Annotated in this window: 38 protein-coding genes; 7 read left to right on the forward strand and 31 right to left on the reverse strand. The window is 31.4% G+C overall.

Annotated elements, in window-relative coordinates:
• Positions 1-2: 2 nt before the first annotated feature.
• Genes MSU_RS05010 through MSU_RS04475 form a run of 3 tightly spaced genes read right to left on the reverse strand, consistent with a single transcriptional unit; the run spans position 3 to position 1183 of the window.
• A complete protein-coding gene (locus tag MSU_RS05010) occupies positions 3-539 on the reverse strand; it encodes a dUTP diphosphatase (protein WP_043885175.1) in 537 nt (178 codons plus the stop codon).
• Positions 540-572: 33 nt separating this feature from the next.
• Positions 573-920: a 50S ribosomal protein L20 gene (rplT, locus tag MSU_RS03550; protein WP_013610089.1), complete on the reverse strand. Its 348-nt coding sequence runs from the start codon at positions 918-920 to the stop codon at positions 573-575.
• A gap of 8 nt (positions 921-928) precedes the next feature.
• Positions 929-1183, reverse strand: coding sequence for a bL35 family ribosomal protein (locus tag MSU_RS04475; protein ID WP_408632409.1), 255 nt, complete (start codon positions 1181-1183; stop codon positions 929-931).
• A gap of 103 nt (positions 1184-1286) precedes the next feature.
• On the opposite strand from MSU_RS04475, the gene MSU_RS03555 reads away from it, so the two are divergent.
• Positions 1287-2639 (forward strand): lysylphosphatidylglycerol synthase domain-containing protein, encoded by a 1353-nt coding sequence (locus MSU_RS03555; RefSeq protein WP_013610091.1) that lies wholly within the window; start codon positions 1287-1289, stop codon positions 2637-2639.
• Here the strand turns inward: MSU_RS03555 and MSU_RS03560 are convergent.
• The 6 genes from MSU_RS03560 to MSU_RS04390 form a co-directional block, all read right to left on the reverse strand.
• Positions 2554-3183 (reverse strand): sigma-70 family RNA polymerase sigma factor, encoded by a 630-nt coding sequence (locus tag MSU_RS03560; protein WP_013610092.1) that lies wholly within the window; start codon positions 3181-3183, stop codon positions 2554-2556. The two genes, MSU_RS03555 and MSU_RS03560, sit on opposite strands and share 86 nt — an antisense overlap.
• A gap of 64 nt (positions 3184-3247) precedes the next feature.
• On the reverse strand, positions 3248-5635 hold the full coding sequence (locus MSU_RS03565) for a preprotein translocase subunit SecA (protein WP_013610093.1): 2388 nt from the start codon (positions 5633-5635) through the stop codon (positions 3248-3250).
• Positions 5636-5703: 68 nt separating this feature from the next.
• Positions 5704-5931 carry a hypothetical protein gene (locus MSU_RS03570; RefSeq protein WP_043885229.1) on the reverse strand — a complete coding sequence of 76 codons (228 nt, stop codon included), beginning with the start codon at positions 5929-5931 and terminating at the stop codon, positions 5704-5706.
• 343 nt (positions 5932-6274) lie between these two features.
• Positions 6275-7063 (reverse strand): hypothetical protein, encoded by a 789-nt coding sequence (locus tag MSU_RS03575; RefSeq protein WP_013610095.1) that lies wholly within the window; start codon positions 7061-7063, stop codon positions 6275-6277.
• Between the two features lie 150 nt (positions 7064-7213).
• Entirely contained in the window at positions 7214-7723 is a 510-nt protein-coding gene (locus MSU_RS03580) for a hypothetical protein (protein WP_013610096.1), read from the reverse strand.
• A 317-nt stretch (positions 7724-8040) separates the two neighbouring features.
• Positions 8041-8475, reverse strand: coding sequence for a hypothetical protein (locus MSU_RS04390; RefSeq protein WP_013610097.1), 435 nt, complete (start codon positions 8473-8475; stop codon positions 8041-8043).
• A gap of 49 nt (positions 8476-8524) precedes the next feature.
• On the opposite strand from MSU_RS04390, the gene MSU_RS04955 reads away from it, so the two are divergent.
• Positions 8525-8659, forward strand: coding sequence for a hypothetical protein (locus MSU_RS04955; RefSeq protein ID WP_272941029.1), 135 nt, complete (start codon positions 8525-8527; stop codon positions 8657-8659).
• 161 nt (positions 8660-8820) lie between these two features.
• On the opposite strand, the gene MSU_RS03590 is transcribed toward MSU_RS04955, so the two are convergent.
• From MSU_RS03590 to MSU_RS04840, 9 genes are all read right to left on the reverse strand, one after another.
• Positions 8821-9555, reverse strand: a complete 735-nt coding sequence (locus MSU_RS03590; RefSeq protein ID WP_013610098.1) for a hypothetical protein — start codon at positions 9553-9555, stop codon at positions 8821-8823.
• 74 nt (positions 9556-9629) lie between these two features.
• Positions 9630-10436, reverse strand: coding sequence for a hypothetical protein (locus MSU_RS03595; RefSeq protein ID WP_013610099.1), 807 nt, complete (start codon positions 10434-10436; stop codon positions 9630-9632).
• An 82-nt stretch (positions 10437-10518) separates the two neighbouring features.
• Positions 10519-11250, reverse strand: a complete 732-nt coding sequence (locus MSU_RS03600) for a hypothetical protein (RefSeq protein ID WP_013610100.1) — start codon at positions 11248-11250, stop codon at positions 10519-10521.
• 86 nt (positions 11251-11336) lie between these two features.
• The gene (locus tag MSU_RS03605; RefSeq protein ID WP_013609385.1) at positions 11337-11627 is read right to left on the reverse strand and encodes a hypothetical protein; all 291 of its coding nucleotides are present in this window, start codon (positions 11625-11627) and stop codon (positions 11337-11339) included.
• A 16-nt stretch (positions 11628-11643) separates the two neighbouring features.
• Positions 11644-11964, reverse strand: a complete 321-nt coding sequence (locus tag MSU_RS03610; protein WP_013610101.1) for a hypothetical protein — start codon at positions 11962-11964, stop codon at positions 11644-11646.
• A 20-nt stretch (positions 11965-11984) separates the two neighbouring features.
• On the reverse strand, positions 11985-12272 hold the full coding sequence (locus MSU_RS03615) for a hypothetical protein (RefSeq protein WP_013610102.1): 288 nt from the start codon (positions 12270-12272) through the stop codon (positions 11985-11987).
• A gap of 40 nt (positions 12273-12312) precedes the next feature.
• Positions 12313-13029 (reverse strand): hypothetical protein, encoded by a 717-nt coding sequence (locus MSU_RS03620; protein WP_013610103.1) that lies wholly within the window; start codon positions 13027-13029, stop codon positions 12313-12315.
• Between the two features lie 86 nt (positions 13030-13115).
• Complete coding sequence (locus MSU_RS03625; RefSeq protein WP_013610104.1) at positions 13116-13910, reverse strand: hypothetical protein; 795 nt, start codon at positions 13908-13910, stop codon at positions 13116-13118.
• Between the two features lie 86 nt (positions 13911-13996).
• Positions 13997-14398 carry a hypothetical protein gene (locus MSU_RS04840; protein ID WP_237696890.1) on the reverse strand — a complete coding sequence of 134 codons (402 nt, stop codon included), beginning with the start codon at positions 14396-14398 and terminating at the stop codon, positions 13997-13999.
• Positions 14399-14429: 31 nt separating this feature from the next.
• Here MSU_RS04840 and MSU_RS04845 point away from each other — a divergent pair, with 31 nt between their 5' ends.
• Positions 14430-14765, forward strand: a complete 336-nt coding sequence (locus MSU_RS04845; protein ID WP_237696891.1) for a hypothetical protein — start codon at positions 14430-14432, stop codon at positions 14763-14765.
• Positions 14766-14849: 84 nt separating this feature from the next.
• Here the strand turns inward: MSU_RS04845 and MSU_RS03635 are convergent, their stop codons facing one another.
• Entirely contained in the window at positions 14850-15671 is an 822-nt protein-coding gene (locus MSU_RS03635; RefSeq protein ID WP_013610106.1) for a hypothetical protein, read from the reverse strand.
• A 958-nt stretch (positions 15672-16629) separates the two neighbouring features.
• On the opposite strand from MSU_RS03635, the gene MSU_RS04960 reads away from it, so the two are divergent.
• The gene (locus tag MSU_RS04960; protein WP_272941030.1) at positions 16630-16752 is read left to right on the forward strand and encodes a hypothetical protein; all 123 of its coding nucleotides are present in this window, start codon (positions 16630-16632) and stop codon (positions 16750-16752) included.
• Between the two features lie 53 nt (positions 16753-16805).
• Here MSU_RS04960 and MSU_RS03640 read toward each other — a convergent pair whose 3' ends face one another.
• The 4 genes from MSU_RS03640 to MSU_RS03655 form a co-directional block, all read right to left on the reverse strand.
• The gene (locus MSU_RS03640; protein ID WP_013610110.1) at positions 16806-17240 is read right to left on the reverse strand and encodes a hypothetical protein; all 435 of its coding nucleotides are present in this window, start codon (positions 17238-17240) and stop codon (positions 16806-16808) included.
• A gap of 94 nt (positions 17241-17334) precedes the next feature.
• Positions 17335-17877, reverse strand: coding sequence for a hypothetical protein (locus MSU_RS03645; RefSeq protein WP_013610111.1), 543 nt, complete (start codon positions 17875-17877; stop codon positions 17335-17337).
• Between the two features lie 264 nt (positions 17878-18141).
• A complete protein-coding gene (locus MSU_RS03650; protein WP_013610112.1) occupies positions 18142-18639 on the reverse strand; it encodes a hypothetical protein in 498 nt (165 codons plus the stop codon).
• 192 nt (positions 18640-18831) lie between these two features.
• On the reverse strand, positions 18832-19164 hold the full coding sequence (locus MSU_RS03655) for a hypothetical protein (RefSeq protein WP_013610113.1): 333 nt from the start codon (positions 19162-19164) through the stop codon (positions 18832-18834).
• A gap of 157 nt (positions 19165-19321) precedes the next feature.
• Here MSU_RS03655 and MSU_RS04590 point away from each other — a divergent pair, with 157 nt between their 5' ends.
• Together MSU_RS04590 and MSU_RS03665 are read left to right on the forward strand one after the other, a co-directional pair.
• Complete coding sequence (locus MSU_RS04590) at positions 19322-19996, forward strand: hypothetical protein (protein ID WP_148221851.1); 675 nt, start codon at positions 19322-19324, stop codon at positions 19994-19996.
• The gene (locus MSU_RS03665; RefSeq protein ID WP_148221852.1) at positions 19989-20240 is read left to right on the forward strand and encodes a hypothetical protein; all 252 of its coding nucleotides are present in this window, start codon (positions 19989-19991) and stop codon (positions 20238-20240) included. Before MSU_RS04590 ends, MSU_RS03665 begins: the two co-directional genes overlap by 8 nt.
• A gap of 45 nt (positions 20241-20285) precedes the next feature.
• Here the strand turns inward: MSU_RS03665 and MSU_RS03670 are convergent, their stop codons facing one another.
• The 8 genes from MSU_RS03670 to MSU_RS03705 form a co-directional block, all read right to left on the reverse strand.
• Positions 20286-20501, reverse strand: coding sequence for a hypothetical protein (locus MSU_RS03670; protein ID WP_013609394.1), 216 nt, complete (start codon positions 20499-20501; stop codon positions 20286-20288).
• A gap of 292 nt (positions 20502-20793) precedes the next feature.
• Positions 20794-21174, reverse strand: a complete 381-nt coding sequence (locus tag MSU_RS03675; RefSeq protein ID WP_013609395.1) for a hypothetical protein — start codon at positions 21172-21174, stop codon at positions 20794-20796.
• A 68-nt stretch (positions 21175-21242) separates the two neighbouring features.
• A complete protein-coding gene (locus MSU_RS03680; protein WP_013609396.1) occupies positions 21243-21779 on the reverse strand; it encodes a hypothetical protein in 537 nt (178 codons plus the stop codon).
• A gap of 236 nt (positions 21780-22015) precedes the next feature.
• Positions 22016-22501, reverse strand: coding sequence for a hypothetical protein (locus tag MSU_RS03685; protein ID WP_013609398.1), 486 nt, complete (start codon positions 22499-22501; stop codon positions 22016-22018).
• A gap of 4 nt (positions 22502-22505) precedes the next feature.
• Positions 22506-22955: a hypothetical protein gene (locus MSU_RS04395; protein WP_013610115.1), complete on the reverse strand. Its 450-nt coding sequence runs from the start codon at positions 22953-22955 to the stop codon at positions 22506-22508.
• A 131-nt stretch (positions 22956-23086) separates the two neighbouring features.
• Complete coding sequence (locus tag MSU_RS03695) at positions 23087-23467, reverse strand: hypothetical protein (RefSeq protein ID WP_013609400.1); 381 nt, start codon at positions 23465-23467, stop codon at positions 23087-23089.
• A 59-nt stretch (positions 23468-23526) separates the two neighbouring features.
• On the reverse strand, positions 23527-23979 hold the full coding sequence (locus MSU_RS03700) for a hypothetical protein (RefSeq protein WP_013610116.1): 453 nt from the start codon (positions 23977-23979) through the stop codon (positions 23527-23529).
• A 7-nt stretch (positions 23980-23986) separates the two neighbouring features.
• Entirely contained in the window at positions 23987-24487 is a 501-nt protein-coding gene (locus tag MSU_RS03705) for a hypothetical protein (RefSeq protein WP_013610117.1), read from the reverse strand.
• Between the two features lie 214 nt (positions 24488-24701).
• Here MSU_RS03705 and MSU_RS03710 point away from each other — a divergent pair, with 214 nt between their 5' ends.
• Positions 24702-24893 (forward strand): hypothetical protein, encoded by a 192-nt coding sequence (locus MSU_RS03710; protein ID WP_013610118.1) that lies wholly within the window; start codon positions 24702-24704, stop codon positions 24891-24893.
• Positions 24894-24943 lie beyond the last annotated feature (50 nt).

Raw genomic sequence — 24943 nt, forward strand, 5'->3', positions numbered from 1 at the left:
TATTAGATAATTCCCTCCAATCTTTGAAAGTTGACTTTCCACTTAGAAAGATAAGATTCCTTTATTTCTTCTCCCTTTAAGTTCATTCAAGTACTTATAGTGGAAAGTCAACCTAATCATTCCTGAAAATTATCTTGTTCTATAGCTTGATGAATTGAATTCATTCAATCATAGCTTATATGTAATAATTCTGTTCTTAATCTATTATCTTCTCTAGCTTGTACATAAAGGTTATTACCATCTTCTTTAGTATTTCCCAATAGACATTGTTCAGCCAATTCTTGTTTCTTATAGATTAAGCAAAGAGAAAGAGTGAAGTGAACAATGTCTATAAATTCTTCTTTTAAGCTTTCTAGCTTAATAGATTTTTTAGTTCAATACTTAAAAAGTAATGTTTCATTTAAGAATTCGTAGAATTCTACTACTAGAGCAGTCTTTCTAGCTAGTAGAAGACTGTGTTCATCTAGATCAGAAAATTTCTTTTCTAGTACTTTTTGATCTAATTCTTTTTGGTAATCTAGTAGTTCTGAAAGTTTCAGTTCTTAGATTTATTAAAAGGGCTTGAAAGCCCTTTAGTTAGGAGAAGTAGAAGAAACTATTTTCTTGAATTGTTCTGGATTAGAAATAGCCATTTCAGAAAGTACTTTTCTATTAAGTGTTATGTTAGCTCTTTTAAGGGCATTCATGCCCTTAGAATAAGTAAGACCTAATTCTCTGAATGCAGAATTCAATCTAGAAATTCACAGTCTTCTATATTCTCTTTTCTTATTCTTTCTATCTCTATATGCATACTGATCAGCTTTAAATACTGATTGTCTTGCAACTCTATAACCTATTCGTCTGTGACCTCAGTAACCTTCAGCTCTCTTTAATACTTTCTTTCTTCTTTTTCTTGTACTAACACTATTAGTTGCTCGCATCTTATCTTTTAGTTCTTCTTATTTGTTGAGTGCAACAAATAAGCAGTTATCTTGTATTGTGCTTGATTAAATAGAACACTCTTTCTTAGTTTTCTCTTTCTCTTTGTGGACTTTGCAGAAGCACAGTGAGATCTGTGAGATCTCTTTCTTTTTATTGCTCCTGATCCCAGAATAACAACTCTCTTAGCTAAAGATTTCTTGGTTTTATGTTTAATTTTTTTACTTTTTTCTTCATGAAGGTGTTGAAAATTAAATATAAAGATACATTACAGACAGCTATTTTATTTTTTTAATTTTAGCTAAGAAACACTAGCAGACCTGTTGTAGCTTAATTTTGGCAGTTAAAAGAGTATTTTTAACTGCCTAATGTTAGTTCAATTAGCGAAGCTATTAAAGATTATTCTGAGATTTCAATTAGAGTCATCTTGTCAATGTGAATATAACTATTTAGAAAAGTGATGTAAGCCTTCTAATAGAAGAGAAGAAGTTGTTTCTTCTCTTTTGGTAATTGCTCTCAAAAAGCTTTATCAACTAAATAAGAAATACTTTGTAAAAATTTGAGCTTGTCTTTTCATATTAGCAGTATTTCTTAATCTCTTCTATCTTCAACCAATTAAGTGGGAACAATTTCAAACTATTTTTTCCAAAGATAAGACAAATAGTTCCACATTTATTGCTGTTCTTGTCTTTGGAATTTTCTTTTTTGTAATAAATGACATATTTCTTGCAAAATTCTCTTATTCTGGAAGAGTTCCAAAAATTGGAAAAGATGGTAAAGAAATATCAGCTTTAGAGTGACTAAAGCTTCATTCCATTTCTTTCTTAATTAGATCTGTTACTCCCTTTTCTATAGGGTCTGAACCCTATATTATTTGATGACTAAAAAAGAGAGGAATTCCCCTAGGAAGAGGGGCTTCTATAGTTTCCTCTCTTACTGTAAGTTGATTCCTTGCGCAAGGAATCATTACATGACCTTCCTTTATTTATTTACATGCGCAGGGAAATTGAACTCCAAATGAAGCAGAACACAAATACTATTGAATGATGCTATTAGGTTTACTAGTAGACTTTGTGTCTGCAGTATTTGTGTTCTCAATTAGTTACAGCAAAAGAGTTCACTACTTTTTTGCTATGACTAAATATAAATTGAATTCCTTCCTAAAACTTGGGAATTCACAAACAATTTGTGATATTAAGTGGAAATATATAAACAATAAGAAATTCAAAAAGAATTTCAAAAGAGTGTTTTTCAATGTAGTGACATTTAGGTCAATAATTGTCTTTACTATCCAAAATATTCTTAATTACTCTTTATTCTCTTTAATTTCCGCTGCAATGAGCGGAAATTGAGATAACTTCTTTAATAACTTCCACATAATTAATATTTCCACTACATCTAATAACTTTGTTCCTACTCCAGGTTCAGAGGGATCTATTCAATTCACAATCAATAAGATGACTGCGTTAACAAGTACTGCTCCGGTGAATGGAGAATTATTGCAATCAAGTGGTAATCCAGATAGTCTTTCAGAATCTATATTCCTATGGAGATGATCTCAAAAATATCAACCTCTATTATTGAGTTCACTATTCCTTTCTTCCTATTACATTTATTTCTGGATTAAATCCAGAATTAAGCAATCTCGTGTAAAGAAGGATACTTATCCAGAACTAACTTCTTTATATACTGTCAGCGACTCTTTAGCTCTGAGGAGCTAACATTTAGTTTTTTACATACTTCTGAACTTTTAATTCCAGAAGCCTTAAGCTCTCAAATGAGAGCATAAGTTTCATTCTTCTCTTCTAGAAATTTTTTAATAATTTGTACTTTATCTCTAAAAGAGAGATCATTGAAAACATCAGAAGAATTTTTAGTTGTATTATTCTCATCTTCTTTACATCATCTTTGATGAGCTTTAGAGATAAATTGTCAACTAAAGTTCTTCTTTAATTCGTGTAAAGTTTCAAACTTTACTAATTGATATAGGTAGTTTTTAAAAGACAGAGAGCTCTCGCTCTCTGACTTGTAATTATTAATCGCTTTTCAAAAAGCTAGGAATACATAACTTTCAACTTCTTGGAAAGATCAACTTACTAGATTTGAGTAGACATTGCTACTCAAAAATTTGGAAGCATATTTACAAGTGGCTGGGAAATATTTAGAGAGAAGGAAGTTGAAAGCTTCCTGATCTTTATTTAATTGAAATTTCTTGATGTTTTCGAGAGTTGCTTGACTGGTTTCATTCATACTTTCCCTTTTCATCGAAGGTCATTATATGGGTGAAATACATATTTTTGTGTACTAACTTTGTACACAAAAAGTATCCCTAACTTAACTTTTTATTTCTCAATTCTTTCACAAAATTGTCTATCTCTTGTTTGCAACTAGTTGCATTTAATAGAAAGACTTCTCTTATGATAGTTGCTCTACAGTTTTGCTGTAAGTCAACAAAAATTCCCTCCATTTTCTCAATAAAGATATTTAGGGGGGATTTATGTTCTAGTGATTGCAAATTAATAGTTGTTCTTATTTTTTCTGAATCTTCTAGATGCTTTTCTCAGAAAGCATCTATAAAGTAAATCATTATTTCTTTTAAAAGACTATTGACATCTATATTCACTAGTCTTTCTTTTTTAAGTTCCCAGAACTTAAAAAATACTTTACCAAGAAATACTTCTATATCTTCTGATGCCTTATTTTTGAAGTCTTTTTCTTCAAAAAGAGGAATCTCAAAATAGTATTCATTTAGCATATTTGTAAAATTCTTTGGTCTCTCTTCAGAAGAGGAAGAATTCATTTTCCCAAATACTTCGACAGTCCAAGTCTTAACTTGTTTTTCTAACATACTTTCAAATACTTTTTCATTCTCTGAAGAGAAGAGAATGAATCTTCTCTGCTTATAAATAATGTCTTGTTGAATAGAAAGAATCTCACTATATTCAACTAGATTCTTTCTAGTGTCAAAGGAAGAATATTGAATTCTCTTTTGAAGGGAAGAAATTGTTTTTGAAAGAAATGGGCTTTCAAAATATTCTTCCTTCATTTTTTTGGAAATTTTGTCAAATTTGTCTGCCCCAAATCTCTTGAAGATAGTGTCTTCAAGAGAAATAAAGAAGGCAGACTTACCAGGATCTCCTTGTCTTCCTGATCTACCTCTAAGTTGATCATCTACTCTCTTAGATTCATTTTTTTCACATGCCAAGACATAAAGACCTCCCAATTCTTTAACTTCAGGGGAGATCTTTATGTCTACTCCTCTACCAGCAATATTAGTTGCTATAGTAACTGCATGCTTTTGCCCAGCTCTAGCAATTATCATTGCTTCCTTATAGTGGTTTCTAGCATTAAGAATTTCACAGGGAATTCCTTCATCCTGTAATCTAGAGTAGATGTATTCTGATTCATCTACTGAGCTAGCACCAATAAGTAAAGGTTGACCTTTAATATAGTGGTGCTTTATCTCAGAGATAATAGCTTTAATCTTTATCTCTCTATTTTTAAATATCATGTCTGGTAAGTCAACTCTCTGTATTTTTCTATAAGTAGGTATCTGCACAACAATCATGTTGTATGTCTCTGAAAGTTCTTTAGCTTCAGAGAGACCTGTTCCTGAGAGTGCAGATATCTTCTTATATTTTCGAAAGAAAGTTTGATAAGTTATCTTTGCAGATACCTTACTTTCTTTCTCTACTTCTAGAGATTCTTTTGCTTGGATTGCCTGTTGCAATCCATAGCTATAACTTCTATCAGCTAGTATTCTTCCAGTTCACTGATCGATTAACTTAATTCGACCATCATGAACTATATATTCTCTTCCATTCTGGAAGACATAATTAGCTGATAAAGCATTGTGTATCTTATTGATTAGAGCAGAATTATCTAAAGAATAAAGCTGCTCTAATCCGAGCATAGCTTCTAGTTTTCTTACTCCTCTGCTATTGAGAATTACAGATTTACTTTCTCAGTCAATCTTGTAATCTAATTGATCAAGATGTTTAACAGCTTGATCAATTTGAGAGTGTCATTTAAAACCATCATCTGATGGTTTAGAAATAATAAGAGGAGTTCCAGCTTCATCTATTAATATGGAGTCTCCCTCATCTATGATTGCATAACTTAGAGGGGGGAGAACTACATCATTAGAGTTTTTTGCCATATTATCTCTTAGATAGTCGAATACCAACTCGGAGTTGGTAGTATAAGTAACATCACACTTAAACATTTCTTTCTTTAAGTATCTAGAAAGATATGTGCTGTTAAATCCTACAGAAAGTCCTAAAAAATTTAGGACTTTTCTGCAGAACTCAGCATCTCTCTTTACTAGATACTCATTAACAGTAACTACATGTAATCCCTTCTTAGCTAACGCTAGTAGGTAAGAAGCTAAAACAATAACTAATGTTTTACCTTCTCCAGTTTTCATTTCAGCAAAGTTACCTTCATATATGACTAGAGCTCCTAGTAATTGAGTATGAAAAGCATAGAGCTTATGAGCTCTATAAGCTGCTTCTCTTACTACAGCTAAAGCTTCTGGAACTATATCAGATAATTCTTCCCCTAGTTCCAGTCTTTTTAAGAAATACTTAGTTCTAAGCTTTAGCTGCTCATCATCTAGAGACTTTACTTCCTCTGAGAACTCCTCCACTTGGAGGAGTACTGTATTTAACCTAGATAAAGTGGATTCAGAAGTACTTAATAAAGTCTTTAATCCCATAAGTTACCTAATTAATTAGAATTTTGGAGACCTCCCTCTTGGGAGAGTTAAAAGAAATATTAAATCTTCTAAGTTTTTTGTGAAAAATTATTTTTCACAACAACAGCAGCAACAGCAACATTGCTTTTCTGCGCAATTGCAATTATCTTTTTTACAACAACCATCTTTACAACACTCTTTATTTTTGCAGCATTCACAATTTCCTCCATTAGCTTGGCAACATTGTTTTTCCTCACAACACTTTTCACAACATTCTTTACATTTTTCACATTTGCATTGTTGTTCTTGACTGCCATTCCCCCCACTTACTTTGTCATAAATTAATAACCCCCCTAAAGGGGAGGAAAAGAAAAATGCATAAGCAAAGATTTTGAATATTGTTTTTCTAAGAATTGTTTACTAATTAAGTTACTAAAGTATTCTGTATTCATAATTATTAATTTCCATTAATAATTTTGTTAGTAATCTGATCTAATAAGTAACTAATTAAATTTTCTTTAATTAGCTAAGTCATTGCAACTTAACTAATTATTTTTGTTTTTACTTTAAAAATTAATAATTATTTAATTATGGGAAAATCTTTTTCCCTAAATTAATTATTTATTAGATACTCCCTCCAAAGGGAGTTTTTAGAACTTATTAGGAAGAAGAAGGTTCTGGCTTAGAAGAACTTTCATCATAAACATAGTTAGCTCATTTAATTGCATTTCTAGTTATGCTGTAAGGTTGTTTATTTTGTTGATTATCTCCTTCTCCATTATTTTGCTTCTTCATTTGTTCTCTTTTTAATTTTCCAGCTACATTCAAGAAAGCTAGAAACTTCAAAGTTTCTTTAATTCTTTCTTGTAACTTATTTTCCATATTTTTTATAGATCTTTCTATAGATTCTCATTCTCATTTCCATTGACTTATATCTATTAGGGTGCTACCTAATAGATAAAAAACTGAACCTATTTCAACCTTAAATACATCTCTATAGGCAAAATGACAAATTATTCAAAAACCATTGAAGAAATCTCTTCAATTGGTTTTTACTTGCTGCTGACTATCTTGACTTTGTCCATTAGAAGAGTTCTGACTCTTCAATAATTGTTCCTGTTCTTCAGGAATCACACTTTGTCATTCTTTATTTTTCAATTTTTTGATAGTAGTGAATAATTCTTTAAAACTTTTAACTGTTCCTTTTGCAGATGATTTAGTAAATGATCAAACAATTTCTCAAATGCTCTCTAATTTACTTCAAATTGAGAACTCTTGTTGTTGAGAAGAAGAGGCTTCGGCCCCTTCTTCTTGAGGCTTAGAAGTTTCTGAAGGAAATCACTCTCTTAAGAGATCTAGAAATTGAAATAATGGTTTAGAAAGATCTTGAGTTAAAAATTCTCTTGTTAGTGCGCTTGCCGCTAAACCCCCCCCGCGATAGCTCCGCAAGTAATATAAAGCCTATTGGGAGTTAAAAAACTCCCAATTAAATGTCTATTTATTGATAAGTTCTTCAAAAAATTAAATGCTTTTAATGTTCATATAACCTTTTATCATTTAATTTTCTTATTGTCCCTTTTCAGGAACAATGATAAGAATTTATTGTTTTTGAGATTGTGAATTATCCAATCAAACATAATTTGCCCACTTCATATTATTTCTAGTTAATTTAATTTTTTCTGGTTTTGGATCTTGATTTTTAGTTTTTAATTCTCCCCTCTTCTTTTCTCCCAATATTTTTAGAGAAACTAAAAACTTTAAAGTAGACTTCAAACTTTCTTCAAGTCTACTTTCTATATTCTTTAAGGATTCTTGTATTTTCTCTCAATCTCATCAATCTCATTTACCTGCATCTATGATTGTTCACCAAATTAGAGAAAATACAGATCCGAATTCCACTTCAAATACATCTCTGTATTGGAAGTGACACAAAACTCATAAACCATTAAATAAATCCCTTCAATCTACTTTTTGCTGTTGTGAGTCACTTTGTTGCAATTCATTTTGTTGATTTTGCTGATCAGGAATCATCTCTTTTCATTTCCAGTTTTTATCTTTTAACTTTCAAAGTGATTTACCTAAATCAACAAAACTCTTGAGAAATCCCATAATAAATGTTTTGAGAATTTCATAAGCTCTTGTGGAGACAGTAACAATTTTTTGATAAAAACTACTTTCTTGAGGAGGCGGTGCCTCCTCTTCTGGTTTAAGAACTACAGCAGGAGTTGAAGGAAATCATTCCTTTAGTTTTCCTACAAAACTACTAAATGTACTAGAGAGATCTTGTGTTAAAGACTCTCTAGTTACAAGACTAGTTGTTAAGCCCCCCCCGCAATCACTAACGAAGAATACAAAAGTCTTTTATTGGCTGTTAAGCCTATAGACCATAACCTAGTAGTTGTTTGTAATTTTCTAAACATTAATTACTAAGAAGTACTAGGTTCTGGTTTACTTCTATCTAGTTCAACTCATTGAGATCCAACACCATATCACAAAATATTTCTTTTTGTGATATTTATAGGAGTTCTTCCATGTAAATTACTTGATTTACTCATTTGCTTTCCAGTTTCATTTAACTGTATCAATATACCTAATAATCCTAAAAATCCTTTCTCAAATCTTTGCTTAAAACTTTCATAAATTTCAGAGATCTTTTCTACTTTTCATTCTCACTTCTCTAAATCTAGAAATAAACCAGCCAGTAAATAAGGTAGAGTGCCAAACTCTACCTTAAATACATTTCTATAAGAAAAATGGCAAAGAATTCAAATTCCATTAAAAAAATCTCTTCAATTTACTTCTGGTAATTGAGTTTGTTGTTTTTCTTGCAATTCTTTAGCTTGTGAAGAAAAACTAGCCAAACTTTTTAAATCACTTTGAAAAGTTTTGACTCATTGTTCAAAAAAATCTTTGACAATTTTGAAAAGTGATTGAAATTTATTTGAAATAACTTCAAAAGCTCCTTGCTGTTGTGCAGATGGTTCAGGAACAGATTGTACTTGCGGGGAAGACTTAAATCATTCTGAAAATTTTCCCCCAATATAAGATAGGGCGTTAGAAATATGTTGTTGGGAGATTTCACTCCCAACAACGCTAACTAAAGCGCCCCCCCCCGCAATGATTCCACAAGTAGTATAAAGTTGGTTCTTAGTTTAAGGAACCACCTAACCAAAACTTAGTTTGTAGTTTTCAAAACATACTAATTACTATTTTTCTTTTTCGTCTCCTCCCAAATTAACTCATTTCATGGCATAAGTAGATCATCAAATGTTTCTTCCATTAATTGGGATTAAGTTTGTGTACTTGAAAGGAAATGATCCATTACTTGAATCTCCCAATGACTTTAACTTTCTCATACTTTTACCAACTATATCAAGTTGTATAAGTATAGAAAGAAATCCAGCTAATGATTTTTCAAATCTTCTATTTTCATTAAATTTTTCAAAAGCTTCTAAAAAGCTTTTTTTATTTCATTCTCATTTACTGATATCAACTAATAGTCCAGCCAATAAATGAAGTAAAGTTCCAAACTTTACTTGAAAAACATCTCTATAAGAAAAATGGCATAGAATGAACAATCCATTAAAAAATACCTTTCAATCTATATTTGGTATATTGACATCTTGTTGTTGCTGTTGAATTTCATAGGGAGAAAACTTTCCAATATCTTTTAAATCTTGTTGTAATTTTTTAACTCACACAACAAAAAATTCTTTAATTGTTGATCAAATAGATTCAAAACCTCCCCTAATTGTTTCTCAGGCTCTTTGTCCTCCTTGTTGAGATTGAGGCTGAACAATTTCTTGAGGTGAAGACTTAAATCATTCAGAGAATTTATTTCCAATGAATGATAAGGCATTGGAAACATGTCCATAAGTTGCTTCGCTTCCGACAACACTGACTAAAGCGCCCCCCCCACGCAATGGTGGCGCAAGCCACATATAAGTTAGTTTTGGAAAGAGTTCCTCCCAATCAAAACTTAGTTTGTAATTTTCAAAACATTATTAATTAATAATTATTTCTTTTCTGTTGAATCTAGTACTCATTGCAATGAATAAGCTGCTCACTGAAGATTTCTTCCATCAACAGGAATCAATGTTGAGTGATAGAAAGGTGAGTATTGTTGATGATTTTGATCTCCTTGAGAAGACATTTTTGTCTTAATTTCTCTAGTAAATTTCCCAATCATATCTAACTGAATTAACATAGACAAAAATCCAGCTAAAGCTTTTTCAAATCTTTTTTCTTGATTGAAATTCTTATAAGCCTTCAAGAAAGATTCTTTGCTTCATTTCCGTTGACTTATTTCTTTAGTATCCATCAATAGACCTAGAAGTAGATAAAACAAAGTTCCAAACTTTACTTGAAATACATCTCTGTACATGAAATGGCAAAGAGTGAAAAGACCATTGAAGAAAACCCTTCATTCTATGGAAGGTATAGTAATTTCTTGGGGTTGTTGACCATTTTTAGAATAGAGATTTCCTAAATCTTTTAAATCTTTTTGCATACTTTTAACTCAAGTTTCAAAAAATTCTTTAACTGTTGAATATATTCCTGTGAAAACTCCAGTAAAGTTTTCTCATGAAACTTGATTATTTGTTTGTTGTTGGGGTGCCGAAGATTGCTCTGTCGATTTAAATCATTCAGAGAATTTCCCTCCAACATAGGAAAATGCATTAGAAACATGTTGGTGAAATATTTCTGAGCCAGCAACACTGACTAAAGCGCCCCCCCCCGCGATGGTGGCGCAAGTAGTGTAAAGTTGGCTTTTAGTTAAAGTTCCACCTAATCAAAACTTGGTTTGTAATTTTCAGAACATGATTTATTACTTAACTTCTATTTAATTAAATATTTATTATTCTCTCTGCCCTTAAAGAACAGACAAATAATAACTTAAATTTCTATTTTTCTTCTGGAGAACTTAAAGCTTCAGGAGCTATTCAACTTAAACCTAAAGCAAAATTCTTTAGGTTTCTTCTAACTAATTTAATTTTTGTATTTGAATGTTGACTTTGATCTTGTTGAATTTGTCCTTTACTTTTCATTCTCATTCCTTTTCCTGTTGCGCTCAATTGAGCTAAAAAAATTAATAAGTTTTTAAGGTTTGGTTGAAATTTCTTTTCCAAATTCTCTCAAGCATCAGAGAAAGATTTCCTCTCTCATTTTCAATCTTGTATGCTATCGAGAAATAAATCTTTCATTAAGTAAAGAAATGTAAAAGATTCCACTTCAAATATGTCTGCATATTTGAATCCAAAAAGAATTCAAACACCATTAAAAAATTCTCTTCAATCAATATCTAATTTTTGGTTGCTTTGATCGGGAAGTGAACTTCCTCTCCGACCGGAAATTAAATCTTGTCAGAACTTATGTTCTGACTTGATGAGCATAACAATTCCTTTAAGAAATGTTTCTGTTCAACTCCACACAGACTCTAATTTTTCTTTTAAGTTTCCTCAAATGTTTATGTTTTGTTGTTGAGTTTCTGGAGCTGCCTGAACGGCAGCTGTAGAAGGTTTAAATCAACTTACAAAAGTACTGAAAGCTTGTTGTACTGCTCCAGATATCTGATAAGTTGTAACTTCAGAGCCAACAACACTAATTAAAGCGCCCCCCCCGCAATGGTGGCACAAGCCACATATAAGTTAGTTTTGGAAAGAGTTCCCCCTAATCAGAACTTTGTTTGTAGTTTTCAAAACATTTTGAAAACTAGATTATTCTATTTTGGGCAACAACAGCAGCACTTTACACTTCCACTAGTACAAGTTGTTCCATCTTTGCAACAACACTTACCTCCTTCACAATTTTGACAACAACTAGAATCTCCATCAGTACATTTACACTGTTGTCCATCTTCTTGACAACATTGACAATCTCCTGAAGGTAAACAACTTACTTCTTCATTTTGGTTTCCATTTTTATTTACTAAGTAATAAGTTAGATATCCTCCGCCGCCTCCAGCAGATAACAAAGAAAGAATAATAAGAGGTATCTTAATTCCCTTAAGCATACCTCTTATTTATTAATTATTCTGCTGCTTTACAGCAACAGTTTTCTTCAGAGCAAGTTTCTCCTGTTTTGCAACAGCAACAACATTTTTGCCCACTAGGACAAGAATCATTTTTACAACACTTTTGATGTCCTTCGGGACATTGACATTCCACTCCAGCTTCTGTACAACACTTACATTGACCTTCCGAAGAACAAGTATTTGTTGTTGAAGTAGAAGAGGAACTACTACTTTCAGTTCCAGTTTTCGTGAAATGATATGTTAAATAGCCACCTCCGCCACCAACAGAAAGTATGGAAAAAACAATTAAAGGAATCTTTATTGCTGCTTTTAACATTCTTATTTAGTTGTTGAAGCCTATTTAGTAGGCTTACAACAACATTTACCGTCTGCGCAATCTGTTCCTTCGGTGCAGCAACAACAACACTGCCCCTCAGGGCAGGGTTCTTTACAACACTCTTTAGATCCTTCTGTACATTGACACTGACCTTCTACACAACATTTACAGCTTTCAGAAGGAACACATTTAGATTTTTCTTGATCTCCTGAAGTTTGAGAACTTAGACTATATGCTCAATATCCCCCCCCGCCAGCAGCAGACAATATAGGAATAACTATGAGAGGAATCTTAATTATTCATCTCATAGTTATCTAAATATATCTATTAGTTTTATTTGAAAAATTTTTATTTGGAAACCCCTTCTTCTTGAGGTATCCACTCAACTGATTTGGCGAATTGTTTTAAGTTATGAGAAGTTAATTTGATTTTTCTTCCATTACTTCCTCCTGAATTATTTATATTTTGAATACTTAATCTTTTTCCTTCCATACTAATTTGAGCCAAAAATATCAATAAACTTTTTAAACCTTTAGGAAATTTTTCCTGAAAATTATTTCAAGCTTCAGTAAAAGATTTCTTTTCTCACTTTCAAGTTTCATAGTTATGTATGAATAGACTTCCAGATAATTTCAAGAATGTAAAAGAATCTATTTCAAATAAATTTCTATATTTAAGTCCTCAAAGAATTCACAAACCATTGAAGAATTCTCTTCAATCTATATTTACGTTCTGAAGAGAAGTCCCTTCTTGTTGTTGAACTTGTTGTCTATTTGTGATTATTTTCTTTCAGAACTCATGTTCTTTTTTAGCGAATGCTGCAAAAATTTCTCAAATACTTTTGCCTCATTCATAAATTCCACTAAATTTGTTTCCAATATTTTCAAATAATCCTGTGCTTGACTGTTGTTCTTGAGATTCTTGCTGAACAACTTGTTGTGAATTGGGCTTAAATCAACCAATGAAGGTTGAAAAAGCTTCAACTAGGGGTTTAGATATTTGATTGCCTGAAAATTCAGCACCAATTAAGCTAACTGTTATGCCCCCCCCGCAATTGCTCCGCATGCGGCATAAAGATTGGTTTTAGAAATGCTTCCTGAAAACCAAAACTTGGTTTGCAATTTTCAAAACATTTTTAAGTTACTAAATAATTATTTTTGAGATTGTTGTTCTTCATCTGTAACTCAATCTGAACCATAACCAAATCACTTCATATTTTCTCAAGTTATGTGAATTCTAGGATCTTTACTTTTTTCATTATTTGGTTGAGATTGACTTTGTGCATTTTTAATTCTTCCTGATTTTCTTTGTTCTTGACCAACCTTATTCAATTCAAAAAGGAATAAAAGTAAATTCTTTATTCCTTTTTGAGATCTTGTTCCAATATTTTCAAATCCTAAAGTAATTATTTCAATTCAAGATTTTTTACCTTCTTGTTCTTCTGGCTTATTTCTTTTATTTATTTCTTCTTTTATCTTTTCAAAATCGATAAAAGTTCCAAATAATAAATAAAAGAAAGAACCAAACTCTATCCTAAAAATATCTCTGTAGGCAAAGCCTCAGAGAACTCATAGTCCACTAAAGAAATCTCTTCAATCGATTTTTAAATCGTTCGAAGAAGAAGGTTCTCTTTGGACTTGTTGTTGTCCACTAGATTCAAGAAATTTAGAAAAAAATTTCTTTTCCGCTTCTATTATTTTTTTGATACTTTGAAAAATTGTTGTAAATCATCCTTTTACTGTTTGAAATTTTTCAGATAAATTTTCTAAAAAATTTCCATTTGATTGAGTTTCTTCTTGCTGGGGAGAAGGTTCAGTATTAGTTGGTTTAAATCATCCTACAAAAGTTTCAAAAGCACTTTGAATTTTTGTGGATATCTGTCCACTATTGATGTATTCAGAGCCAACAACACTGACTAAAGCGCCCCCCCCGCGATGGTGGCGCAAGTCATATAAAGTTGGTTCTTAGTTAAAGAACCTCCTAACCAAAACTTAGTTTGTAGCTTTCAGAACATTTATCTAAAAAATTATTTCTATTGTTGAGCTTCTAGTGCCTCTTGAACTCAATAAGAGCTGTGTCCAAATCATTTCATATTTTCTCAAGTTATTGAAATTCTATTATCTTGTTGTTTTCCATTAGTTTGGGGTTGTTGAGGACTTTTTCTTTTTTGTTTTCCTACTTGATTCAATCCAACTAAAAAAATAAGCATATTTTTTATACCTTTCTCAGATCTTTGACTTATTTGCTCAAATATCTTAGAAACAACTCTAACTAAATAACTCTTTGGTTGACTTTGATCTTGACCTTCTTGTGGTTGATTACTTACTTTCTTTATTTCTTCAAAGTCAACAAAAGAACTAGCAACTAAATAAAAGAAAGATCCGAACTCTATCCTAAACACATCTCTATAGGCAAAACCTCAGAGAATTCACAAACCATTAAAAAAATCTCTTCAATCTATCTTTATGTTCTGCAGAGAAGAATCTTGTTGTTCAGGTTGACTATTTTGATTTGATTTAAGAAGTTTTTCTAAGAATTTCTTTTCTGAAAGAAAAACTGTCTTAAATCCCTGAAATATATCTGTAATTCAACTTTTTACTATTTCAAATTTCGAAGATATATTCTCAAAAAGATTTCCTAATGATTGTGTTTCTGCCTGTACTACAGGCTCAGAAGAAGTTGTTGTTGGGGCGAATCATCCAACAAAAGTGTCAAAAGCACTTTTGATCTGTCGAGATATTTGACCACTATTTATATATTCTGATCCAGCAACACTAACTAATATGCCCCCCCCGCGATAACTCCGCAGGTGGTATAAAGTTGATTTTTAGTTAAAGCTCCTCCTAATCAGAACTTTGTTTGTAACTTCCAAAACATTTAAGAAATTATTTACTTTTTGCTTCTTCAGAAACTCAACCAAAACTGTATCCTAATCACTGCATATTATTTCTAGATAAAGTAATTTTTTGAGATATAGATGAAGGTTGATTTTTATTTTTTTGTTGACCAATTTGATCCAAGATAGCTAGAAGAACTAAAAAGTCTCTAGCTCCTTTCTCAAATCTAGATCCCATTTCTTTATAAGTTTTCTCAATAGATTGCTTCCATTTATCTCAACTCAATCTTTGATTTGGAGTTTTTAATCATGTTCACTCTTCTGTCTTAATTAATAAGTTTGACAGTAAATAAAGAAAAGAACCATTTTCTACTGTAAATACATCTTTATACATCATTCCTCATAAAGCTAGTATTCCTCTAAAAATACTCTTAAATTCAAATTTCATTTCTTTCATATTTCCAGAAGATTGTTGAGAGTCTTGTTGTTGTAATTCTTGAGATTTCATCTTTTTTATAGATTCAGAAACATTTTTTCAAGATTGAATCATTGTTTCTGCAATTGTTTTTATGAATGAGAAAACATCTCCTAATTTACTACCTACTTCTGAGAAAAAATTTCCAAAAGAAAAAGGTTGTTGCTCAGATGGTTGTAATTGCTGCTGTTGTTGATCTTGTGTCGGAGTAAATCAACCAATAAAAGTGTTGAAAGCACCTTTTATTTGGGAGGCAATTTGTCCATTATTTATGTATTCAGAACCAACAACACTGACCAAAATGCCCCCCCCCGCAATTGTTCCACAAGCAGCATAAAGTTGGTTCTTAGTTAAAGAACCTCCTAACCAAAACTTAGTTTGTAATTTCCAAAACATAACTAACTATTTATGTTGTCGTTTCGCAGCAACAACAACATTCTGTTCCATCATCTGATGAACAACAACAGCAATTCTCATCATTACATTCTTCTTTCTTGCAACATTTTTTACCTTGCTCTTTACAAGTTCCACTACATTGACCTTCTTCACAACATTTGCAATTTGGGCTAGGTAAACAACTGACTGGTTCTTGATGGTTTGATCCTAACTTAGTAAAGTAATAAGCTAAATATCCCCCCCCCCACCACCTAAAGACAAAATAGAAAAAACTATTAGAGGGATCTTAAAAGTTCCTCCAATCATTACTATTTATTAGATTTTCTAATAAATATTAGACATTTATAACTTTTGTTATTAAAAAATCCTTAAGTTTAAATAAATTATCCTCAGATTTTTTAATAACATTTTTCTGTGTATATATGAGTAAATATTTAGGCTAATTGATCTTCTCTAAATATTTATTAGCTTCTATAGTTTCTTTAACTGGAGGAGCTAATTCTCTAGTATTTATTACTTCTGCCCGCGGGGGGGGCAAAGTAATTTAAATTTAGAAGAACTTAACAATAACTTAAAGAAAGATTTTGATAATCAAGTAAAACAAATTGAAGAGCAAACTAAAAGAATAAAGACTGAACAAAAAGAAAGTGAAGAAAATTTAAACCAACTAAAAGAGAAAAACAACTTAAACAATCAGAAAAGACAAGAAACTGAAACTAAGAGAAAAGAATTAGAAAGTAAAAGTGAAGAAGTAAATAAAGAAGTTAAGAAAAAGGGAGAAGAACTAAATCAGAAGAAGGAACAAATAACTCAAGAACTAAAAGAGAAAAATAATCAATTATTTGAGAAAGCTAAGAAAGCTGCTCAACAGTTCAGCGAACAAGTTGGAAAAGTTTACAGAGAAAATTCTGAAAAATTAAAAAGTGCTCTAGAAAAACTTAAAACATCTAATCAAAAATTGATTGAAGAGCTTTCTCAAAAAATAGATAACATGCCTAACGAAATATTTAATTTTGAGAAAAATCAACAAGAAGGGGGTGAACAATCCAATCAACAAGGATCTTCTCCTCAACAAAAATAATTTCTTAATTTTTTAGAAAGAAAAGGGCTTCAAGCCCTTTTTTCTTTCTTACATTAACCCTTCATAAAACAAGATTGAGATATTACTTTTCCACTCTTGGTTTTTTCTTTTCTGCAGACAAAACCTGTATTTCCTATTTCATTTTCTTCAACTATTATTTCTTCATCCCCAAATAATTCTTTATTTCTTTCTTGTTCTGTTCTAACTTTTTCTTTCCCTAAAGAAGAATCCAAATCTCAATCTTTTCTTGTATTCGTGTGTTCTGTTCCTTCTTCTCTTTGTTGATAGTTACCTGTTAAGTTTTTTTCGGAAACACTATCTTGTTGTTTTGGAGGTTGCAAAGAGTGAGAATCATTCTCTACCTCGACACTATTTTCTTTTACTTCTTTATTAAATAAAGATCCCATTCCAAAGCCAGCTCCCCCCCCGCTGGCCCCTATAACTAATAAGCCAGAAAAAACTTTAGATAACAAGCTTAGACCTCTCATACTAATTAATAATTATCTCTCCATTACTTTAGAAAAATTTTTAGTTAATAAATATAAAAAGGGCTTTTTAGCCCTTTGTTTGTTATTTCATTTTCTAAGAGTGATAAATTCGGGTACAAACAGATCCTCCTAAATGACTATCAAAGCATCTTAATTTTCCTACTTCAAATTGAGGAGTAAATGGTTTATTCTCTTCCTCTTCAGTTATTTTTTCGACAGAAGTTGTTGAAGCTGATGTTGAAGGTTTACTTAATTTTTGTGTAAGTTCTGGTTGTTTTTGAGTTTCTTTTTCTTTTTTTGGTAAAGTGGACAAAGGATTTTCTAGAGAAGATTGTGGGTCTGTTATTGAATCTTTTTTAGGAAAAGTTTCTAAATTTTCATTAATTGCTGAAGTGGGTGTAGTTAGAGTACCTTCATTCAATAAATCAACTTCTGGGGCAGAAGTTAGTTCAGTAGAAGTGGTATCAGTTTTTTCTTTATCTCCGCTTACTCCAACAACTTCATTAATGGTTTTTTGAATATTTTCTCCGGAGAAAGCAGTACTAATTCCATATCCAGAACCTGCGCCGCCTGCACCTAAAACTAAAAGGCTTCAAAGACCTTTAGTAAATGAACTTCAGCCCTTAATGGCAGACATTAATTTTTAAATGTTTTATTGAGTAAAAGGTCCTTTGAGAGGACCTTATGCTCTATTTACTAATTCATATATTGATTTTTTTATCTTTGTCCCCCCCCGCAAAATCAATAAAAGTGAAATTTAAAAATTCTTGATTATAACGAGAAAAACTCATTTTCTTAGAAGTCATTATAAGGAGGAAATATAAAAAAATTTGAAATTCTCTTAAAAAATTTTTAAACGATTATTAATAAAGAGCTAAAGCTCTTTATTATTTTTAATTTTTTAGTGATAAATTCTAGAACAAAAACGAGATCATATCCCCTCATAAACACTATCAATACATCTCATATTTCCAACTTCATAATTTGGTTCAAACTTTTTTTCCTCCGATTGTTGTATTTCCTGCTGTAATGTTGTGTAATGGGAATCATTACTTTCTTTAAGGCCTTCCAATAAAGTTTGTTCGTGAGAATCTTTTAAAGATTTATTTTCAGTAACAGAACTATTTTGAGATTTTTCTTCCTTATTTTCAAGTTGAGTTTCAAGAGATAAAGAAGAAGGTGTTGACATTAATTGTTGGGTGCCTCCTAAATTGTTTTCTTTTGGTTTGTCATCATTTCTAGAAACTATTTCAGTCACTTTATTAATTGTTTTTTCTACATTTTCTGCAGAAAAATCAGTACTAATTCCATAACCAGAACCTCCACCTCCGGCCCCCAAAACTAAAAGACTTCAAAATCCTTTAGTTAAAGAACTTAAATTTTTGGCTCCTAAAGCCATTTCCTATTAAAGTGAAACTGTAAATGAAGGTCCTCTTAAAGGACCTTCTAATTTACTTATTAATTCATTGTTTTTATCTTTTAGCTTACGGCCCCCCCCGCAGAATTTGCAAAATATTTATTCATATGCTTTTTTTACTTAAAAAAATCTTGTTTTCTGGAAATCATTATAAAAAAATTAAAGATTTTTAAATTATTTCGGGAAACAAGATTGTTTTGTTTCTCCCCCTCTACTCTTTGTTGTCCTGCAAATAAATCCCATTATTTCAGTTTCACTAACTTCAACTATTTCATCTTGAGATGAAATATCATCATCTTGTTTTTTGTTCCCTAAACCTTCAATTTCCGAAGAGTCAGCGAGAGTTTTTTCTAATTTTGTATCTTTGGTACTTGAACCGCTTACATGGTTATTAGGTTCTTCTTTTTTAGGGAAAAAGGAGCCAATACCGAATCCTGCTCCTCCACCACCAGCACCTACAATAACTAGCCCAGACAAAACTTTAGATAAAAAACTTAAACTTTTCAACTTACTTAATTTTTAGTAAGTAAATAATAAAGGGCTATTGGGCCCTTTATTATTTACTATTCCACTTTTCTAGTAGTGTATTCTGTGACAAACTTGTGATCATATATTTTCATACACGCTAGAAAAACATCTCATTTCTCCTATTCAATAATTTGGTGTGAATTTTTCTGCAGGTTTTTCTGGTGTTTGTTTTTTAGATTCTCTAGAAATTGAAGAATTTTTAGGGTTTGATGTTACTGGAGGTTGAGAAAGGGAAGAACTACTTTCAGGATTCCTAACTGGAGATTTATTTTCTGAAGTTTGAGAATTTGCGACTGAAATAACTGGTGAAGTTGTTATTGAAGATAGCGGAAATTGCTGTGTTGAGGGTTTTGATTGAAAATTACTTGCTTGATGTTCTACTTTAGGATCCTCTCTTTTTTCCGGTAATGCTTGTCTAGAGCTAGCAGAAACAATAGTTGACTCTTGTCTTTTTGGCTGTACACCTCTTGTTTCTTGAATACTCTTGATTGGTGATTGAGAATTTCCTGTTGGTCTAGAAATACTAGGTTGGGGTTGTTTTACTGCTATTGCTGAGGCGGAAGTCTGCGAAGATCTTGATAAATTATTTGTTCTTCCTATAACTGGTGCTCTTGGAGATGTCACACCATTTGAAATATTTTTTGAAGATGCAATTTCTTTAGAAGGAGTGGATTGGGATTGAGTATTCTTAGGAACTTGAAGAATTCTAGGAGTTGGTCTATCTTCTCTTGAATTAATTGCAGGACTAGATGCTTGAATAGGTTCTTTATTTTCTGGAATTAAAGTTTTTACGCCACTAGAACTTGCATAAGAAATTTCTTGATGTTTGTTGTGTAGGAATGGAGCTAGTTCCACTACTTCTATTTGAAGTATTAAGAGGAACATTTATTTTTTGTACTGACATAACTTCAGGAGTTATTTCAGTATTTGGATTCACTATATCTGAAATTGAAGCTCCTTTATTTTGGGGAACTATTTCTGAAACATTAATTGGTTGTTGACTAAATTTCAGCAGAAGGGGTATTTACAGGACTTGTCAGAGAAATATCTGTTAATTTAGGAAAATTTTCATTTAAACCCTCGTCACCCTTTAACGGTTGTTATTCATTAATTCCGGAACTTAAATGGTCAAAATTACTTGAAGATTCTGGCTTTCCAGAATCTATTTTCAAAACTTTTTGAATTGCATCTCCAACTTTACTTTCAGTAAAAACAGAACTTACTCCATAACCAGTTCCTCCACCTCCTACCCCAAGAATTAAAAGTCCTCAAAGTCCTTTAGTTATTAGACTTCAACTCTTAATTCCTGCGGGCATTAATTTTTAGTAAAGGTCCTTTAAAAGGACCTTCCTTCTTTAATTAACTCACTTAACTTTTCTATCTGAATGCCCCCCCCAGCAAAGCTGAAAACTTACTAAAAAAATATTTCATTAAAAAATTTTTCTTAAAAGTCATTATAAGAAGATAAGGATTTTTATCTTCTTTTTTAGAAAAAAATAATTTTTTACTATTTTTGGAAAATTTTTCAGATTTACTTGAAATTCAAAGTTGATTGTTTTTTGAAAAACAAATAAAAAGGGCTACTTAGCCCTTTTCTTATTTTTTAAATTATTCCTTTGGTTGGCAAGATTGTTGTATATTTCCGCTCTTCATAGTTGTTTTTATACAAACATAACCAAAACCTATATCAATTTCTTCAGTAGAAACAATTTCATCTTTCCCTTCGAGTAATTCAGGTTTTATATTTATTTCTGGTTTTAGTGAGTTTTGCCCTCCTAAATCCTTTGTAGATTTAGTAGGAGAATCTTCTGCGCGAGTTTCTATTTCATTATTTATTAGTTTTTGTTCTTCATTTTCTCTAGATTCTTTTGATCTTTGATCATCAGATTTATTAAATAATGATCCTAAACCTATTCCAGCACCTCCTCCACTAGTACCAACAATTAATAATCCAGAAAAAACTTTAGATAATAAACTAAAGCTTTTCAATTTTCTTAATTAATTTTTAGTAATTAATAAATAAAGGGCTTTAGCCCTTTATTATTGATTCTTATTTGTTAGTTGTGATGAATTCTGTGGCAAATTTGAGATCATGTATTTTCTATTTGAACTGCTGGTAAACATCTAAGTTCTCCTGTTTGATAACTAGAAACAAAAGGTTCTTTTTTAGGAATTTGTTGTTCTTGTGTTGATTCTGTTTCTTGAGAACCTTTGTTAGATTCAGAACTTCTTGTGGGTGAAACTTGTATAGTTGTAGAAATATCGGACTTAAAGTCTTCCTGATCTTGAGTTTTCACTAACTCAACTGAATTATTTGTAGTTATAGGGTTTTGAGAAGCTAATTCGGAATTTGAATTTACTTCTGTACTTGAAGAAGCATTAACAATATCAGGATTTTTAGAATCATGACTTTCTAAACTTCCACCATTATTTTCACCTCCAACTTTCAAAACATTATTAGTTGTATTGTTAGAACTGCTTTCTGTAAAAGCAGTACTTACTCCTAATCCAGTTCCTCCACCACTAACTCCAATAAAAAATAAACTGCAAAGACTTTTAGTTAATGTACTTAAATTTTTGAATCCCAAAACCATTAATGATTAAAGGTCCTTTTTAGGACCTTTCTTCACTAACTATTAATTCATTATCTAAATTGTGATTTATTTTGAAAGCCCCCCCCCAGCAAATTAGTAAATATATATTTATTAATTCTCATTTTCTTAAGTGTCATTATAAGTGAAAGCGGATTATTTTCGCTATTTATCTTTTTCTGCTTTAACTATTTTTGAATTATTTAAAAAAGAGCCATATAAGGCTCTTTTTTAAAAAACTATTGTCTTGGGATTGTAAAGTCTACTGCCTTGTAACAAACTATTGTTACAGGTCTCAAATCTCCATCTAGGTATTTTGTATAGTCACAAATATTATCTCCATTTTTTTCTCAGTGTTTCATAACTTGTTCTTTTTCTCAAAGAACTCAACCTTTCTTTAAAAATCTTTCTTTAGCTCTTTCATTTTTTTCTTCAAGAGTTAAAGATCTGTAACTTTTGGCTGGTTGAGTATTTACTGATCTAATAGTTCTAGATTTTGGTCTATTTGAATCTTCAACTTGAGTAACTTTAACCTCTTGATGTTGTTTACTTACTTCAGTTTCTTGTTTTTCTTTTTCTCCAACTTCTTTCTTTATTTCTATAGTTGGATTATTGGTATTACTTTCTCCAAATATTGCTCCTACTCCATAACCAGCTCCGCCTCCTCCTAATCCAACAGTTAGAAGGGCTCAAAGACCTTTAGGAACTAAAGTTAAGAAATTCATAGTATTAACTTACTACTGTCTTATAACAAGTAATTGATAAAGGTCTTAGATCTCCATCTAGATATTTTGTGTGGTCACAAGTCTTATCTCCATGTCTTTCTCATTTCTTCATAACTCCTTCTTCTTTTCACAGAGTTCATCCTTGTTTTGTAAATCTTTCAATTGCTCAATCTATCTTTTCTTGAAGAGTCATAGAGCTATAACTCTTTCTCGGTTTATTAACTTGTTGTCCTGTATTTACTGATCTAGGTGTTCTGGATTTAGATTGTGTTGGTGTTTGAGAAGATGATTTTGGCTTTACCTTAATTTCTTTTTGAACAGTTTCTTTTTCATTTATAGAAGATGAAGGTCCTTGTGGACCTTCTTCTTTCTTAACTAATTCACTTTGTGGTTGTTGACTACTACCTAGTAGTGAACCTAAACCAGATCCAATGCCCCCCCCCCAAGGAACCAAAAGAACCTAATCACATTAGTCCTTTAATTAGTAATGACATTGTTACTTTTTAAGAATTTCTGAAAAATATTATAAGGAAAGACATTATTTTTAAATATTTTTCAATAATGTCTTTTGAATGTTTTAGTTTTTTAAGAACAAGCCAATCCTATTGAGCCATCAGTTCTCTCTATTCTTCTACATTGAAAATCTCCCAATGAAGAACCAGAAATTCTTACAGATCCATCTGATTGTTTCTCAGAAGTTAATTCTTTAGATTTTGGATTTTCAGGAATTGAAGATTTTTGTTCAAGAGATTTTCCTTCCGAAATTACTAAATCTTTAGGAGCTTCAGGGGAGGAAATATTTCCTTCTCCTTTTAACCCTTGTTCAGTATTCTGAGTTTCTGATTCTTTATTTTCTAAAGTTTTTTCCTTAAAAATAGAACCTAATCCAATTCCGGCACCTCCTCCACTAGTACCAATAATTAAGAGTCCGGAAAAAACTTTAGTTAATAAACTTCAACCTTTCAAATTACTAAATAATATTTAACAACTAAAAAGGGCTGTCAAAAGCCCTTTATGTTCTTTTTCTAATTTGAAGAGTCTGAACTAATTTGTGGGGGATTTCCACAAGTTACAGAATTTATTACTCCATCGACAAACTTTCTAAGACAAGGGAAAGGTCCTTGACCATAAACCATTTGAATTGAAATTGCTGGTTCTCTTTTTCTGGGCTCAATTTTTGAATTAGTTTGGATGTCAGATGAGGGAGATTGCGAATCGTCTGTTTTTAAGGGATCAGAAGGTTGTGAAGAGTCTAAAGAAGATTCTTTACCTTCCTGTTGATCTGGAGTTAAATTATCTGTTTTTGGATCATTTTCGAGTCTGCCTGCACCTAAATCTTCTGGATTTTGTTGTTGAACTTCAACTATTTCTGAACTATTAAATAAATTTCCTGAGCTGGCCAAGCCAGCAACACTTCCAATGGTGCCAATAGATAATAAACATATTGAACCTTTAGCTAAAAGGCTTAAATTAAGCATTTAAGCCTTAACTTCCTGCATTGTAACAGAATGCTCCACTCATATATTTTCCTCATGATCAAGTGTGAATGCAATAAGAACCATTACTTCCTGAAACATACCTAACAGCAAATTCTTGATTTTTCTCTTCTTCAGTTAATGGTGGAATTACAGAGGATACATTAGGCTTTTTAGAGGTTTGATGTTTTGGAGAAGTTATTTCTCTTGGTAATGAGGAATGATTTTTAGTTTGTCCCTCTTGTGTCAATAATTTTGTATCTTCCTCGGTTCTTAATTTATTTGAAGAAATATTTTCTTCAAATTTTTGATCTTGTTCGGGAGATTCATTCACTTTTATTGTCGAAGAATCTCCTCCATTAGGATTTATTTCTTGATTTTTCACTACTTCAACTTTAGGTTGTTCAGAATTATTAAATATTGCTCCTAAGCCGGATCCAAGTCCTCCACCAACACCACCTAATGAGACTAAACCTACTAAACCTTTAGTTAACAAACCTAAATTAAACATTTAACTTTATCTACTTGGGTTAAAGCAAAATGCTCCATTTTGATATACACCTTTAACCCAAGTATGTAGACAATAAGAACCATTCTCTCCCTTAACTTCTTTAACTACAACTTCTTCTTGCTCTTCTTCATTTGAAGAAGAATTATTAACTTGAGGTTTTTTAACTTCTGATTCTGCGGAAATAGATTTAATTTGTTTTGATCTATTAGATGATTTGGTTGAAGAAGTATCTTTTACTCTTGCAGAATCTTGAGAATCTTTTTCTAAATTTTCTTGAGTTCTTAAATTAACTTCAGAAGAAAGTCCCTTTTCGGGACTTTCTGCTTGATCTACTAATTCAGTTTTTGGTTGTGAATTATTTCCAAATACTGAACCTAAACCGGAACCAATGCCCCCCCCGCACTAGCTATAGAAATTAATCCAATAAATCCCTTAGTTAACAAACTTACATTAAAC

This window comes from Mycoplasma suis str. Illinois (genome assembly GCF_000179035.2).
Classification (GTDB): domain Bacteria; phylum Bacillota_I; class Bacilli_A; order Mycoplasmatales; family Mycoplasmoidaceae; genus Eperythrozoon_A; species Eperythrozoon_A suis.